Source organism: Pseudomonas sp. EA_105y_Pfl2_R69 (assembly GCF_963970915.1).
Classification (GTDB): Bacteria; Pseudomonadota; Gammaproteobacteria; order Pseudomonadales; family Pseudomonadaceae; genus Aquipseudomonas.
This window is the reverse complement of sequence record NZ_CAXAOO010000004.1, coordinates 188008-202746: the sequence shown is the minus strand read 5'-3', so window position 1 is coordinate 202746 and position 14739 is coordinate 188008. Positions and strand designations below refer to the sequence as shown.

Annotated in this window: 11 protein-coding genes; 7 read left to right on the top strand and 4 right to left on the bottom strand. The window is 64.6% G+C overall.

What is annotated here, in order from left to right; all coding sequences use genetic code 11:
* Window position 1: 1 nt before the first annotated feature.
* Complete coding sequence (gene fleR / locus AACY13_RS13035; RefSeq protein ID WP_339462008.1) at window positions 2-1411, top strand: sigma-54-dependent response regulator transcription factor FleR; 1410 nt, start codon at window positions 2-4, stop codon at window positions 1409-1411.
* Window positions 1412-1745: 334 nt separating this feature from the next.
* Here the strand turns inward: fleR and lapD are convergent, their stop codons facing one another.
* The 4 genes from lapD to AACY13_RS13015 form a co-directional block, all read right to left on the bottom strand.
* Window positions 1746-3692 carry a cyclic di-GMP receptor LapD gene (gene lapD / locus AACY13_RS13030; RefSeq protein ID WP_339462007.1) on the bottom strand — a complete coding sequence of 649 codons (1947 nt, stop codon included), beginning with the start codon at window positions 3690-3692 and terminating at the stop codon, window positions 1746-1748.
* Window positions 3693-3701: 9 nt separating this feature from the next.
* The gene (gene lapG, locus AACY13_RS13025; RefSeq protein ID WP_339462006.1) at window positions 3702-4394 is read right to left on the bottom strand and encodes a cysteine protease LapG; all 693 of its coding nucleotides are present in this window, start codon (window positions 4392-4394) and stop codon (window positions 3702-3704) included.
* Window positions 4395-4485: 91 nt separating this feature from the next.
* On the bottom strand, window positions 4486-4902 hold the full coding sequence (locus AACY13_RS13020; protein WP_339462005.1) for a YbaN family protein: 417 nt from the start codon (window positions 4900-4902) through the stop codon (window positions 4486-4488).
* A gap of 15 nt (window positions 4903-4917) precedes the next feature.
* The gene (locus AACY13_RS13015) at window positions 4918-5505 is read right to left on the bottom strand and encodes a YecA family protein (RefSeq protein ID WP_339462004.1); all 588 of its coding nucleotides are present in this window, start codon (window positions 5503-5505) and stop codon (window positions 4918-4920) included.
* Window positions 5506-5676: 171 nt separating this feature from the next.
* Between AACY13_RS13015 and recQ the strand changes: the two genes are divergently transcribed.
* The 6 genes from recQ to AACY13_RS12985 all read left to right on the top strand — a co-directional run bounded on the left by recQ (window position 5677) and on the right by AACY13_RS12985 (window position 14651).
* Window positions 5677-7803 carry a DNA helicase RecQ gene (gene recQ / locus AACY13_RS13010; RefSeq protein ID WP_339462003.1) on the top strand — a complete coding sequence of 709 codons (2127 nt, stop codon included), beginning with the start codon at window positions 5677-5679 and terminating at the stop codon, window positions 7801-7803.
* 119 nt (window positions 7804-7922) lie between these two features.
* Window positions 7923-9086 carry a GGDEF domain-containing protein gene (locus AACY13_RS13005; RefSeq protein ID WP_339462002.1) on the top strand — a complete coding sequence of 388 codons (1164 nt, stop codon included), beginning with the start codon at window positions 7923-7925 and terminating at the stop codon, window positions 9084-9086.
* A gap of 233 nt (window positions 9087-9319) precedes the next feature.
* The gene (locus AACY13_RS13000; protein ID WP_339462001.1) at window positions 9320-10336 is read left to right on the top strand and encodes a DUF2804 domain-containing protein; all 1017 of its coding nucleotides are present in this window, start codon (window positions 9320-9322) and stop codon (window positions 10334-10336) included.
* A 95-nt stretch (window positions 10337-10431) separates the two neighbouring features.
* Complete coding sequence (locus AACY13_RS12995; RefSeq protein WP_339462000.1) at window positions 10432-10866, top strand: MarR family transcriptional regulator; 435 nt, start codon at window positions 10432-10434, stop codon at window positions 10864-10866.
* Window positions 10866-12269 carry a DHA2 family efflux MFS transporter permease subunit gene (locus AACY13_RS12990; RefSeq protein ID WP_339461999.1) on the top strand — a complete coding sequence of 468 codons (1404 nt, stop codon included), beginning with the start codon at window positions 10866-10868 and terminating at the stop codon, window positions 12267-12269. The genes AACY13_RS12995 and AACY13_RS12990 overlap by 1 nt, the downstream gene beginning before the upstream one ends.
* A gap of 264 nt (window positions 12270-12533) precedes the next feature.
* Window positions 12534-14651 carry a FimV/HubP family polar landmark protein gene (locus tag AACY13_RS12985; RefSeq protein WP_339461998.1) on the top strand — a complete coding sequence of 706 codons (2118 nt, stop codon included), beginning with the start codon at window positions 12534-12536 and terminating at the stop codon, window positions 14649-14651.
* The last annotated feature ends 88 nt before the right edge of the window (window positions 14652-14739 follow it).

Sequence of the window (14739 nt, the reverse complement as noted above, 5' to 3'; positions counted from 1 at the left end):
CATGGCTGCCAAAGTTCTGCTGGTCGAAGATGATCGCGCCTTGCGCGAGGCACTGGCCGATACCCTGTCGCTGGGCGGGCATGCCTTCCGCGCGGTGGATTGTGCCGAAGCGGCCCTGCTGGCGATTGCCGAAGAGCCCTTCGGCCTGGTGGTCAGCGACGTGAATATGCCGGGCATGGATGGCCATCAGCTACTGGCGCAGATCCGCCAGCGCCAACCGCAATTACCGGTGCTGCTGATGACCGCCTATGGCGCGGTAGAGCGGGCGGTGGATGCGATGCGCCAGGGCGCGGCGGATTATCTGGTCAAGCCGTTCGAGCCCAAAGCCCTGCTGACGCTGGTTGATCGGCATGCGCTGGGTCGCCTGAGCGCGGCGGAGCAGGATGGCCCGGTGGCAGTTGAGCCGGCCAGCGTGCAATTGCTCGAGCTGGCCAAGCGGGTGGCGCAGAGCGACTCCACGGTATTGATCAGCGGCGAGTCCGGTACCGGCAAGGAAGTGCTGGCGCGCTACCTGCACCAGCAGTCGCCGCGGGCCGGCAAAGCCTTTATCGCGATCAACTGTGCGGCCATCCCGGACAATATGCTCGAGGCCACGCTTTTCGGTCATGAGAAGGGTGCCTTTACCGGTGCCATCGCCAGTGCGCCGGGCAAGTTCGAAATGGCCGAGGGCGGCACCATCCTGCTCGATGAGATTTCCGAAATGCCCCTGGGCTTGCAGGCCAAACTGCTGCGGGTGCTACAGGAGCGCGAGGTGGAGCGGGTCGGCGCGCGCAAGCCGATCACCCTGGATATTCGCGTGCTGGCCACCAGCAACCGCGACCTGGCCGGCGAGGTGGCGGCGGGGCGCTTCCGTGAGGACCTCTACTATCGCCTGTCGGTATTCCCCCTGGCCTGGCGGCCTCTGCGCGAACGTCCGGCGGACATCGTGCCGCTGGCCGAACGGCTGCTGGCCAAGTACGTGAAGAAGATGAATCACCCGCCCATCCGTCTGTCGGCCCAGGCGCAGCAGAGCCTGGTCAGCCATGCCTGGCCGGGCAACGTGCGCGAGCTGGACAATGCCATTCAGCGCGCGCTGATCCTGCAGCAGGGCGGTTTGATCCAGCCCCAGGACCTGTGCCTGCTGGCACCCATCGGCGCGGCACTGTCGTCGGTGCCGCCGCAGCCGATGCTGGCGGTGGTGCCCAGCGCGGCCACCGCCGCTGTGGAGATGCCGTCTGCCGAAGCCGGTGCCCTGGGCGACGACCTGCGTCGGCATGAGTTCCAGATGATTATCGACACTCTGCGGGCCGAGCGTGGCCGGCGCAAGGAAGCCGCCGAGCGCCTGGGTATCAGCCCGCGCACCCTGAGGTATAAGCTGGCGCAGATGCGTGATGCGGGCATGGATGTGGAAGGTTATCTGTTTGCCAGTTGAGCTGCCCAGCACCTAGCCCGGATGCAATTCGGGAGTCGATTGGCAGGCGATAGATTTGGCTATGGGCCAGCACTGTGTTGCGTTCAGGCGCACGGCGCATAAGTGTGAAGGGACCTGGTTTTGTAGGGGCGGGGCCGCCTAGGCCGTGCGCACCAAGAATCCGCAGCCGGCCTTGGTGCGCACGGCGCACCCTACCTCTTGCTGTCTCTGCAAGCAGTCCCGTTCTCCTCCAGGCACCCCGTCCAACACGCAATTGGTCCATCGCCATAGATTTCTTCGGATTTTATCCGGGTTACGAGGCGCGCTTGATTGCGGCCATGGGCTGCTCCTACGTTTAGTCTTTCCACGGCATCGGTGCGCCCAGCAGGCGACCCATGGCTCCGTACAAGCCCAGCTCCTTGAGCACCGCCAGCTCGCCCTCGGTTTCCACCATCTCGGCGATCAAGGGCAGATCGATGCTATTGGTGGCGCGGAATACCGCCTCGATAAACATGCGCTTGTCGCTTTCCTGATCGATGGCGCGGATATAGGTGCCATCGATCTTCAGGTACGCCAGGCCCAGGTGGGTCAGGTTGCCGATCAGGCTGAAGCGCCCGCCGAAGTGCTGCAGGCCCAGGCTGAAGCCGGCCTCGCGAATGGCCTGGCTGAGGCTTTCCAGCTCGGTCGCCGGCGGCAGGTGGCGCTCGTCCACTTCCAGGGTTAGCAGGGGGGCCTGCTGCGGGTGTTGTCTGAGTATTTCCAGCAGACGCTTGAGGCTGTTCGGTTCGCGCAGCGTCGCCGCCGACAGGCTCAGCGCCAGTGGCTGCGGGTGCTGGGCCAGGTGCGTCAGGCTGTGTTCGAGCATGGCCAGGTCGAAACGTGCGGTCCAGCCCAGGCGTTCGATCCAGGGCAGGAAGCGCCCGGCAGCGATGGCCTCGCCCTGTGGGTCGAGCAGGCGGGCGAGGACCTTGTGGTGCAGCACCTGGCTGCGGTCGGCGCACCGGGTTACCGCCTGGAAATACAGTTGCAGCTTGCCCTGGCGCAGGGCCTCGTCGATCCAGGTACGCCATTCATGCAGGCCCTGGTTGGGCTGGGCGTTGTAGTCGTCCAGGCGTATCCAGTTGCGACTCGGGTCGTTCTGCGCCTGGGCCAGGGCTTGGTCGGCACGGCCTATCACCTGGCTGGCCTGCTCGCCAGGGCGAAAGGCGGCGATACCCATATGGGCCACCGGGGTACAGTCGCTTGCGCCAGTCTGGCGCAGGCTTTCCAGGCCGCTGTACAGTTCGTCGGCGAGCAGGTCGGCCTCCTCGCTGCCAATGCCGGGGGCGAGCAGGCTGAATTCACCGCCGCGGCTGCGCGAGGCTAGCCAGTCGGCGCGGGCGGCCTGGCCCAACAGGCGTTTGAGCAGTTCGCCGATGGCTGCGATCAGAGCATCGGTATGCTGGCCGCCCAGGCGCTGGTTGAGGCCGCCCAGGTCGTTGACCCGCAGCAGCAGCAGATAGCCTTCGGCGTGCTGTTCGGAAACCACCAGCTGGTTGGCCAGGCGGATGTCGAACAGGCGGCGGTTGGCCAGGCCGGTGATGCTGTCCTGGTAGGCTTCCTCACGCAGTTTTTCGCTGCGCGCGGCTTCCTCGGCGAACAGGGTCTTGAGCTTTTCCACCATCTGGTTCATGGCGGTGACCACCCGTTTGAGCTCCGGGGTGCGCGGCACCTTGGGCAGGGTCATAAATTCGCGGCGGGTAATCGCCTGGGCCTGTTGCACCATGTTGTCCAGCGGGCGCAATTGGGTGCGCAGCAGCCAGCCACCGAGAATGGCGCTGACCAGGCCGCACAGCAGCAGCCAGAGCAGGCTGCCGATGGCACTGTCCCAGAGTTTGGCCAGGGCGAATTGCGGATGACTCAGGACTTCGACCCGGGCGGCCTGCTCCCAGCCGCGCATGATCAGGGCGTCGCCGCCCTGGGGCTGCAGGTTGACCAGCGCGCTGAACCAGGCGGGTACGGTGTCCACGGTGTTATCGCTGCTGCGCTCGACCACCACCTGCTCATCGGGAATGCGTACCACGCGGATGCTGGCGAAGTAGCCGCTGTCGAAGATCGAACTGACCATCAGCTCGATCATCGCCGGGTCGTCGACATGGGGCGTCATCGACAGGCCCAGGGCGGTGGCGGCGTCCTGGGCATGGGAGCGCAGTTGGCTGATCAGCTGTTCCCGAGAGCTCTCCACTCCGGCGATAAAGCTGCCGGTAAAGGCCACCACCAGAAACAGGCAGATGGCGAGAAATAGCTGCTTGAGTAGAGACATGTGTTCCTCCTAGCCTTCGCCTATGGCGAAGCCCTCCGTGCGCATTTTTTTCAGGATGTCCTGCCAGCGCGAGAGCTTCTTGGTGTCGCTCTTTCTGCTGCTGGAACCAGGCAAATACAGCCCCTCGGCATTGAAGGCATAGACCGGCAGCAGGTCTTTGCGCTGCGAGGCCGGTTTGATCTGGTTGATCAGGTTGTCGAGCACCAGGGGTTCGGCGCTGGGGCTGGCGTAGTAGGTCAGCACCATGTGCGCCTGGTTGTAGTTGAGCGCCTTGACGTAGGTGATGCGCAGCTTGTCGCTGGGGATGCCGAGGCGGCGCAGGGTGAAGTACTTGGCGATGGAGTAGTCCTCGCAGTCGCCCGCGCCCTTGACCAGCATCTCGATGGGGGTTGCCCAGTAGTCGTTGACCTTCCACAGACGGCTATCGTCGACAAAGCGAATCTGTCGATTGAAGAAGCGATTGACCTCGCTGAGCTTGTCCTGCTCGGCCAGCTCGGTGCCGCTCTTGATCAGCGCCTCCCAGGCCTGGATTCGCTGCCTGGCTGCGCCCAGGTTGCCGTAGCGGCTTTCGGCATTGCCCAGAATCAGGCCGAAATCCCAGTTGGCCAGGGCACTGCTCAGCCCGATAAGCAGCGCCAGCCCGAGCAGCAGCGTCCGGTGCAGGTGTTTCTGCCATCCATGGGTGGGCTGACGTGGCTGCATGTACCGCGCCTCGGTCAAAGATGGGGGAAGTCTAGGCGTTAGTTGTAGATTCTGCCGGACGGCTGCCAGCGCGGGTGTCCGGGAGAGGGGGTTAGCGTCTGGCTGAGGGGGCTGGCCTGCTCAGGGTCTTCTGCTTGAGGATATAGATGCTCACCAGTACGGCGCTGGTCAGCATAAACAGGCGTGCCCAGAACAGCGGCACCAGGTAGCTGGAGATGCCGATGCTCAGCCACATCAGGCCGATAGCGTAGACCTTGCCTTTGAGCGGGATGCCCTGGCCTTCGAGGTAATCGACTATCCAGGGGCCGAGCTGGCGGTGGTTGACCAGCCACAGGTAGAAACGCCGCGAGCTGCGCATAAAGCAGGCGGCGGCCAGCAGCAGGAAGGGCGTGGTCGGCAGTACCGGGAGGAAAATGCCGATAACCCCGAGCGCTACGCTGAGCCAGCCAATGGCCTGCAGGGCGTAGCGTGCAGCGGGGTTGCGCAGTATCCGGGTATCCCGCGCCATGCTTATGGCGCGATCTTAATGATGGCGCGGCTTGAGCAGTGCCGGCTTCTCTTCCGGGGCGTGGCACAGCAGAAACAGGGCGGTCAGCAGCTCCGGGATTTGCTCGACCATGCTGTCGACCAGGTCGCGATCGCGGGCGATTTCGGCGAACTCCGGCTGCTCGTCGAACAGGCCGGAGGCGACCATGATCGGCAGCAGCAGCTCGCTGACTTCGTCTTCGGCGTCGTCGAACCAGGCGGCTTCGCGCAGGAACACCCCTTCCATAAAGCCGATGCACCAGCCGCGCAGGTCGGAATCGTCCGGCTCGATACCCAGGTCGAGTTCGCAGGGCACCTCCGGGTCGTCATCGCTGGCCAGTTGGCGGGCGATATGGCTCTGCAGTTGGAGCAGCGTCGCTTCGACTTCTTCGCGCTCGGCGTCGCTGCGGTAATGCGGTGGCTCGGAGAACAGCGCGTCGATCCATTCGCGCTCCGGTACCGGGTCCGGGCAGATCGACAGCGCGGTCAGGTAGCCGTGGGCGGCGATGTAATCCAGTGCCTCATCATGCAGCTCATCGGCATCGAGGAAGGCTTGCAGGCGGGAGAGTTGCTCGGCGAAGGACATCGGGGGGCTACCTTGAAGGAGTTTACGAGGATGAATTCTAGTCTAGCGCGATTTGAGCAGCCAGAGCTCGCGCTAAAACCAGGGAGGCGGCCTGGCTTGACGCTGTTACAGATGCAAATCCTGCCGGGCGAGCACTTGCGTATAATGCGTCGCTCGCTTTGGAGACCCACCATGCTCGATCACGCACAACGCATCCTTAAAGACGTTTTCGGCTACGACAGCTTCCGTGGCCGTCAGGGGGCGATTATCGAGCGCGTGGCCGGCGGTGGCGATGCCTTGGTGCTGATGCCGACCGGGGGCGGCAAGTCCCTGTGTTTCCAGGTTCCGGCCCTGCTGCGCGAAGGCCTGGCGGTGGTGGTCTCGCCGCTGATCGCGCTGATGGACGATCAGGTCGCGACCCTGGATGAGCTGGGTGTGGCGGCGGTGGCGCTGAACTCCACCCTGGGTGCGGACGAGCAGCGGCTGATTGCCGAGCGGATCCAGCGCGGCGAGATCAAGATGCTCTACCTGGCCCCCGAGCGCCTGGTGCAGCCGCGCATGCTGAATTTTCTGCAGAATCTGCAGATCGCCCTGTTCGCCATCGACGAAGCCCACTGCGTGTCGCAGTGGGGCCATGATTTCCGCCCGGAATACCTGCAGCTGGGTCAGCTCGCCGAGCTGTTCCCCAATGTACCTCGCATTGCCCTGACCGCCACCGCGGACATGCGCACCCGTGAGGAGATCGTCCAGCGCCTGCATCTGCAGGATGCCGAGCGCTTTCTCTCGAGTTTCGACCGACCGAATATCTTCTACCGCATCGTGCCCAAGGAGCAGCCGCGCAAGCAGTTGCTGGGTTTCCTCGCTGCGCGCAAGGGCGATGCCGGCATTGTTTATTGCCTGTCGCGCAAGAAGGTCGAGGAGGTGGCGAGCTTCCTTTCCGAGCAGGGCTTTCCCGCGTTGCCGTACCACGCCGGCTTGGCCAACGAGCTGCGCGCCTACCACCAGAAGCGCTTTCTCAACGAGGAAGGCCTGATCATGGTGGCCACCATCGCCTTCGGCATGGGCATCGACAAACCCAACGTGCGCTTCGTCGCCCACCTCGACCTGCCCAAATCCCTGGAGGCCTATTACCAGGAAACCGGTCGCGCCGGCCGTGACGGCCTGCCGGCGGACGCCTGGATGGCCTACGGCCTGCAGGATGTGATCTTCCTCAAGCAGATGCTCAATAACTCCGAGGGCGATGAGCGGCATAAGCGGGTTGAGCAGCACAAGCTCGATGCCATGCTCGCCCTCTGCGAGGAAACCCGCTGCCGTCGCCAGTCCCTGCTGGCCTATTTCGATGAAGAGATGCCGCAACCCTGCGGCCATTGCGACAATTGCAGCGACGGGGTGCAGACCTGGGACGCTACCGAGCCGGCGCGCCAGGCCCTGTCGGCGATCTACCGCAGCGGCCAGCGTTACGGTGTCGGTCATCTGGTGGACATCCTGTTGGGCCGCGACAACGAGAAGATCCGCGCCTCTGGTCATCAGCATCTGGCGGTGTTCGGCATTGGCAAGGCCCTGGCCGAAGGTGAGTGGCGCTCGTTGTTCCGCCAGTTGGTGGCACGCGGCCTGGCCGATGTCGACCTCGAAGGCTTTGGCGGTCTGCGCCTTGCCGACAGTTGCCGGCCCTTGCTCAAGGGCGAGGTGAGCCTGCAGCTGCGCCGCGACCTCAAGCCACAGCAGAGCGCCAAGGCTTCCAGCAGCGCGGCCAGCCAGCTGGTGCGCGGTGAGGAGCGTGAACAGTGGGAAGCCCTGCGCACCCTGCGGCGCAAGCTGGCTGAGGAGCACGGGGTACCGCCCTATGTGATCTTCCCCGACGCCACCCTGTTGGAGATGCTGCGCAGCAAGCCCGGCACCCTGGCCGAGATGGCGCGGGTCAGCGGCGTTGGCGCGCGCAAGTTGGAGCGCTATGGCGAGGCCTTCCTAGCGGTGCTCGGTGGCGAGGCCGAAGCGCCACGGGCGGTGGTCGACTTGCGTCATGAGCTGGTTAGCCTGGCTCGCGCCGGGATGACTCCGGTGCAGATCGCCGCTCAACTCGGCTGCAGCGAGAAGAATGTCTATGGCCTGCTGGCGGAGGCGATCGGCCGTCAGCAACTGTCTCTGGAGCAGGCCCTGGATCTGCCCGGCGAGTTGCTGGGCGAGATTCAGGATGCCTTTCTCGATGGCGAGGGCGAGCTGCCTGCGGTCACAGTGGTCAGCGAGCGGTTTGTCGGGCGCGTCGAGCTGGGCGTGCTGCACTGCGTGCGCGCCGCCCTGCAGGCCGAGTTCGAGGCTTGAGGGCTGCGCCCTGGCCCCCGCGAGCCGCGCCCGCTGCGCGGTCCCGCGGGGGGAGCCGCTTGTGGCTGGGGTGGCGAGCAGCTAAGGTGATTTCAGTCCTTCGCCAGTAGAGGTCTAGGTTGTCGCTCTCACATGCCTGGTTGGACGATGTCCGTCCCAGCTCCTATGCCGATCAGCTGGCCTTGGGTTTTCGCTGGCTGCGTTTCTCCCGGCCGCTCGAGAACGAGTACCGCGAAGCCCTGCGTGACGATACCTACGACCTCAAGCGCATTGCGCTGTCAGTGGGCATGCTGATCTGGCTGGCCTTCGCCGCCTTCGACTTTGTCCTGATCCAGGCCCCCGAGGTCTGGTGGATGTTGGGCATCCGCCTGGTCGTACTGCTGCTCCTGATCATCCTGTCCGGGCTGTTGCTCCAGCGCCGGCATATCCACCTGCTGCAGCCCCTGAGCCTGGTGGCCATTCTGGCCCTGGGTGTGGGGGCCTCGCTGGTGGTCGGCCTGGCGCATCGGGTCGACCCGGGCTACCCCTACGAAGGCCTGCTGCTGGTGTGCATGGCCTCCTACTTTCTGGTCGGCCTGCGCCTGAGCGAAGCCCTGGTCTGCTCCCTGCTGATCCTGCTGACCTATATCGCCGCCGAACTGCTGATGGCGGATATGCCCGTGCCCCGCCTGATCAATAACAGCCTGTTCCTGCTGTTCGGCAACCTGATGGGGGCGGTCGGCTGTTATCTGCTGGAGTTCAAGTCGCGCGAGCATTTTCTGATCAGTCGCCTGATGCGGGTGCTGGCCGATCAGGACAGCCTTACCGGGCTGCACAATCGGCGCAGTTTCAACCGGCAGTTCGAGCGCCTGTGGCGTCAGGCTCAGCGCGAGCGGCGCAGCCTGGCACTGCTGCTGTGCGATATCGATCACTTCAAGGCCTACAACGATCGCTATGGTCATCAGGCCGGCGACAGCGTCTTGCAGCGGGTCGGCAGCCTGCTCCTGGATGCGGCGCGCCGGCCTCTGGACATGGCGGTGCGCCTGGGCGGCGAAGAGTTTGCCGTGCTGCTTTACGACATCGATGTGGCTCAGGCGCGGCAGCATGCCGAAGCCCTGCGCCAGACCCTGCAAACCCAGGCCATCGAGCATGCCGGCTCGGACACCGCTGCGATGCTGACCATGTCGATCGGCGTGGCCTGTATCCGCCCCGAGGAAAGTGGCGCGCTGGCGCAACTCTACGAGCATGCCGACCGTGCCCTGTATGAGGCCAAGGCTTTTGGCCGCAATCAGGTGGTGGCCTGAGAACCTGTTTACGATCTGCTGCGCGTCGGTCTGTTTCTCGCCTGTTTTGACCAGCCAGCGGCTGTTACTGCGTAGCGCCTTGCAGGACTCTGGGCTCTAGCTGGCGAGATCCCAAACAGGTTCTGAGGGGCAAGTGGCCGATTTTGCCGCTGTGCTTGGCGCGCCGGGTGAATGCCCGAGCGCCAGGGCCGGTGCTAGCATGCGCAGGGTTTCCCTAGAGTGAATGTCCCTCCATGGACCGACTGATTCAGGCCAATGGTCAGCCTCATTACGGCATCTTTGCCGCCGCCCCGGGGCTGGTTAATTACCGCGATTTCGACTTCCGTTCGCCCATGGGCAGACGCCTGGGTGTGTTGGCGAAGTGGCGGCGCTTCCACCAATTCCAGTATTTCGGCTTGATCAGCGACGAGTTGATCGGCGGCTGCGCCCTGGCCAATCTGAGCCTGGCCGGGATCGGCTTCGTCTACCTGTTTCACCCCGCCAGTGGGCGCATGATCGAGCGGCGCTTCAAGTTGCCGCTGGGCTTTGGCAGCAGTTTTTCCCAGACTCCGAACGAAGGCGTGTGCCAGTTGCGCAGTGGCCGCAACCTGCTGCGCCTGGAGAACCAGGCTGCCGGCCGGCAAAAGCGCTTGTGGGTGGAGCTGGACGATGGCACGCGCATCGACGCCTGTTTTTCCGAAACGCACCCGGCGTTCCAGCCCATGTGCATCAATACCCAGACGGGTGTCAATGGCTGGGTCTATGCGCAGAAAGTGGCGGGGGTGCGCTGTACGGGACAGGTGCGCAGCGCCCTGGGGGATTTCGACCTGGCGCAGATCGGTGCCTTTGCCCACCACGACTGGTCGGCCGGCTATATGCGCCCGGAAACCCACTGGAACTGGGCCTGCCTGTCCGGTCAGGCGGGTGAGCAGCGGGTTGGGCTGAACCTGTCCTGCGGGGTCAATGAAACCAGCTTTAGCGAGAACTGCTACTGGCTCGATGGCGAGCTGATCAAGGTCGACGGCGTGCACTTCGCCTTCGACCGCGACCAGCCGTTGCAGCCCTGGCTGATCAACTCGTATGACGGTCAGGTGGAGCTGCGTTTCGAGGGCCGCGGCCTGCATCGGGAGCAGACCAATCTCGGCGTGCTGGCCAGTAACTTCAAGCAGATATTCGGTCAGTTCACGGGCGTGCTGCGTCCGACTGGCCGGCCCGCGGTGCGCATCGACAACCTCTGGGGCTTTGTCGAAGACCAGTATGTGAAATGGTGAAACAGACGGGCGGCAGTGTGGGGCTTGCCTCCGTATGGCGGTTATGGTTAGCTGGCTAATAATTAGTTTTTTGATAGATATTAGAGCCGTTATCCATGTCGCACACCGATCAACACCGTTTTGCCATGCAAGTCGCTCAACTGTCCCGCGCCTGGCGCGCCGAACTGGACCGTCGCCTGGTCGGTCTGGGCCTGTCCCAGGCGCGCTGGCTGGTACTGCTGCACCTGGGGCGTTTTGCCGAGTTGCCCACTCAGCGCGAACTGGCGCAAAGCGTTGGCGTCGAGGGGCCGACCCTGGCGCGTCTGCTCGACAGCCTGGAGGCCCAGGGTCTGGTCAGCCGCCAGGCGGTGCCGGAGGACCGTCGGGCGAAGAAGATCGCCCTGAGTCCGCAGGCCCTGCCGCTGATAGAAAAGATCGAAGCGATCTCCGCCCAGTTGCGCAAGGAAGTCTTCGCCGGGATCGATGAAGACGACCTGCGCCGTTGCCAGCAGGTCCACGCCCAGGTGTTGAGTAACCTGGAACGGCGCTGATGCAGGACGACTTGCAGGCGCTGCAGCAGCGTTTCGGCAGGCATTACCCGCAGTGGCTGCTGGCCCTGTTGATGATTGGCAGCATGGCCATGGTGCTGGCCTCCACCAGCATCAATGTGGCGTTGCCGGCGATCATGGCGGATTTCGCCATTGGTCGACCGCTGGCGCAGTGGCTTTCCACCGGTTTTCTCGCGGCCATGACCGTCGGCCTGCTGCTGGCGGCCTGGGCCCAGGCGCGTTTCGGCGCGCGGCGTACGGCGCAGTCAGGTTTGCTGCTGTTTATCTTCGCTTCCCTGCTGGCCCTGGTGGCGCAGGCCGCCTGGCAGTTGATCGCCTTGCGCATCGTTCAGGGGCTCTGCGCCGGTGTCGTGCAACCCCTGGCGATGGTGCTGATCTTTCGCGTGTTCGCCGACGGTGGCCGCGGTACGGCGCTGGGCCTGTACGGCCTGGGGGTGATGCTGGCCCCCACCCTGGGGCCGGGTATCGGCGGCTATCTGGTCGACCACTTCGGCTGGAGCGCGGTGTTCTGGATGCCGCTGCCGATGTGTGTGCTGGCCTTGTGCGCCGGTCAGTGGCTGCTGCCCAACCAGCGCGAGCGCAGTACCCCGGCCCTGGATATGCTGGCCTTTGCCTGGCTCGCCGTGGCGATCTTCGCCGCCCTCGGCACCCTGGCCGAGGCGCAGCGGTTTGCCTGGTCGCAGCCGCGGGTCTGGGGGCCGTTCGGCCTGACGCTGCTGGCGCTCGCACTGTTTGTGTTGCGCAGCCGCAGCAGCGCCAAACCCTTGCTGCCCCTGAGCCTGTGGCGGCATCCGGGGTTTCGCAATGCCAGCTGGGTGGCCTTGACCCTGGGCCTAGGCCTGTATGGCTCCACCTATCTGATACCGCTGTACCTGCAAACCGTCGAGGGTTACAGCGCCGGTCGCGCCGGCCTGCTGCTGTTGCCGGCCGGAGCCTTTATGGGGCTGGCTTCCTTTGCCGGCGGCTGGCTGAGCGATCGGCTCTCGACCGCTCTGTTGCTGATCAGCGGGCTGCTGATCTTTGCCTTGTCCGCCGCAGGTCTGGCCTGGGTCGGGGAGGGCGCGGCCTTTCTCATCCTGTGCTTCTGGACCTGCCTGGGACGGGTCGGCCTGGGCCTGCTGCTGCCGGCCCTGAGCACCGGCTCGCTGGATATCCTCAGCCCCGAGGAGCTGGCCCAGGGGGCGGGGGCCATTACCTTCGTACGGCAACTGGGCGGGGCTTTCGGGGTCAACCTGCTGACCTTCTTCCTCGAGTGGCGGCACAGCGCCGAAGGTGGCCACCCCCTGGCCGAAGCGCTGGCCTTCAAGCAAAGTTTCTGGCTGGTGGCCGGGGTATTCCTGCTGACGGTGCTGGCTGCTCGTGGCGTGGTCTCGACAAAAAAATGACGTAATCTCGTCAATATAATGTCCTTGTCGGTTTATTGACTGCTGGCCTATGCTGCAGCCTGTAATGGCTATGTGCCAAGCGGCCTGGGTGCGATTGCCGAGCACCGGGTCTAATTAAAGCCATGTGTCAGTCGGGTTCGACATGGAGCGTATTTTCCCGATGCACGACTATGCTGTTCCTTAGGTTCTCTTCTGTGCGGGCTGGGTACGCTCAGGTGTATGGGGGGAGAGACTGATCGGGCAGATTCAGCGGGAGATTTTCTTATGGCAAGGGTTCGTCAGCTACTGATCGGTCTGGCATCTGGTTCGGTCCTCTATTCAGGCATGGCCCCGGCGCTGGGGCTGGGCGAAATCACCCTGCATTCGGCCCTGAGTCAGCCGCTGGATGCCGAAATCGAATTGCTCAATATCGGCGATCTGACCGACAGCGAGCTGAAGGTGCGTCTGGCCCCGGCCGAAGTGTTCAGTCGCTCGGGCGTCGACCGCCTGTATTTTCTCAACGACCTGCGTTTTACTCCGCTCTTGCGCGGTGGTCGTAGTGTGATTCGGGTGGTGTCGGCGCAGCCGGTACGCGAGCCCTATCTGAACTTTATCGTCGAAGTGGCGCGGCCAAGTGGCCAGTTGTACCGCGAGTACACCATTCTCCTCGACCCGCCGGGTTCGTCTTCCTACCGCACCCTGGCGGCGTCAGCGACGTTGCCGGCCGTTACCCCGTCCTCCCGGCTGGCTTCGCCAGCATCGAGTCAGGTCAGCCCCGCGCCGGTCAGAGCGCCGCGCGTACTGCCGCGCGCCGAGCAGGGGCAGCGTTATGCCGTGGTCAGCGGCGACAGCCTGTGGAAGATCGCCGCCCGCCTGCGCGCGGCGGGTAGTACGCTGGGTCAGCAGGCCTTGATGGACGATATCCTGGCGCTTAACCCCAGCGCCTTCAGCAATGGCGACAGCAACCGCCTGCTGGCGGGGGTCGAGCTGTTGCTACCGGATGCGGCAGTCACGCCTGCCGCTTCTGTCGCTGCGCCGGTCGAAGCGGCGGAGTCCGCTGCACCTGCCGCCGCCACTGCCGCCCTGGCCAGCGAGTCGAGTGACGTGCCGGCCGAGGCGGCTGCCCCGTTGCTCGAGCTGGAGCAGAGCCGGGTCGAGCAGGAGTTGGCCAGTCAGGTGGCGGAAACTTCGCAGTTACAGCAGAGCCTGGCGCAACTGAGCCTGCAGGTGCAGCAACTGCAGGAGCAGATGAGTGCCCGGGATCAGCAGATCGCCGGGTTGCAGGCCGAACTGGCCGCGCGGCAGGCGGCTGATGCGGCTGTCGCCGTTCCAGCTGTGGCGGCGCAGCCAGCCGGCGTCGACGGTTCCCGCAACTGGCTGGCTGCCGGCGTGGCGCTGCTGGCGCTGTTGCTGGCCGCCGTGGCCGGGTTGTTCTGGCGCAGCCGAACGCGCCCGCAACAGCCCCATGCGCCCGCGCCGCAGGCCCGCGTACCGGCAGTGGCCAAGCCCGCCGTGGCGGCAGCGGCAACGGTTGCGCCGGCCCAGGCCAAGCCGGCGGTGGCGCTCAGTGCGCGTGATATACCCAATGCCGGCCCGGTCTGGCCGGCGGCGGGCAACGACGCCCTGCAGAGTGCCAATGTGTATATCGCCTATGGTCGTTTCACGGAAGCCGCGGCTACCTTGCGCAAGGCGGTTCAGGCGCAGCCGCAGCGCAGCGATATCGCTTTTCGTCTGCTCGAGGTGCTTGCCCAGCTCGGCGATGCCGAGGCCTTTGCCCTGCAGGAGGCCAGTTTGCGCGCGGTCGGTTTTTCGCCGGTACGTATCGATGAGCTCAAGGCGCGTCATCCCGATCTGCTCAAGGTGGCCCCGGTCGATTTGCTCGACGATGTGGTGTTGCAGCTGGACGAGACCCAGGAGCCCACGCTGAATGAGGGGCTCGACGACGGCAAGCTCAATCTGGACGACCTGTCGCTGGATGCCGACTGGGATCTGGTCAGCCCGTTCTCGCCGACCGCACAGTCCACGGTTACCGACGCAGCGGCCAGCAAGTCCGCCGCGGGCAAGCCGAATACCTCGGATATCTTCGAGCTGTCCGGCAGCCGCGATGCGCGCAGTCCTTTTGCCGAGTCCATGCTGGTGGAAGAAACACCCCATGACAGCTGGCTCGAGGACGAACTGGACGAGGCCTTTGTCGAACAGCCCAAGGTGACCAGCAGCGCGGTGGTGGGTGATCTCGACCATCTGGCAACCAACCGCGACAACCTGGCCAAACTGAACATGGCGCTGGCTTATATCGAGCAGGGCAGCCTGGACAGTGCCTGCAGCATCCTCAATGAAGTGATCAACAGCGGTGACGAAAAGCAGAAGCAGAGGGCTCGCCAGCTGCTGGCCAAGATCGCCTAGTCTGTTCTGGCTCTACAGAGCGCCCGCTTGCCCCAGGCAAACGGGCGTTTTGCTTGCTGGGTTGGGCGTCGCAGGCGCTATCATGCGT

Excerpts from the sequence above, each read along its gene's own strand:
- AACY13_RS12995 (WP_339462000.1), top strand. The coding sequence starts at position 10,432 with ATGTCGCACACCGATCAACACCGTTTTGCCATGCAAGTCGCTCAACTG.
- recQ (WP_339462003.1), top strand. The coding sequence starts at position 5,677 with ATGCTCGATCACGCACAACGCATCCTTAAAGACGTTTTCGGCTACGAC.
- lapD (WP_339462007.1), bottom strand. The coding sequence starts at position 3,692 with ATGTCTCTACTCAAGCAGCTATTTCTCGCCATCTGCCTGTTTCTGGTG.
- AACY13_RS13020 (WP_339462005.1), bottom strand. The coding sequence starts at position 4,902 with ATGGCGCGGGATACCCGGATACTGCGCAACCCCGCTGCACGCTACGCC.
- AACY13_RS13015 (WP_339462004.1), bottom strand. The coding sequence starts at position 5,505 with ATGTCCTTCGCCGAGCAACTCTCCCGCCTGCAAGCCTTCCTCGATGCC.
- AACY13_RS13000 (WP_339462001.1), top strand. The coding sequence starts at position 9,320 with ATGGACCGACTGATTCAGGCCAATGGTCAGCCTCATTACGGCATCTTT.
- lapG (WP_339462006.1), bottom strand. The coding sequence starts at position 4,394 with ATGCAGCCACGTCAGCCCACCCATGGATGGCAGAAACACCTGCACCGG.
- AACY13_RS12990 (WP_339461999.1), top strand. The coding sequence starts at position 10,866 with ATGCAGGACGACTTGCAGGCGCTGCAGCAGCGTTTCGGCAGGCATTAC.
- fleR (WP_339462008.1), top strand. The coding sequence starts at position 2 with ATGGCTGCCAAAGTTCTGCTGGTCGAAGATGATCGCGCCTTGCGCGAG.
- AACY13_RS12985 (WP_339461998.1), top strand. The coding sequence starts at position 12,534 with ATGGCAAGGGTTCGTCAGCTACTGATCGGTCTGGCATCTGGTTCGGTC.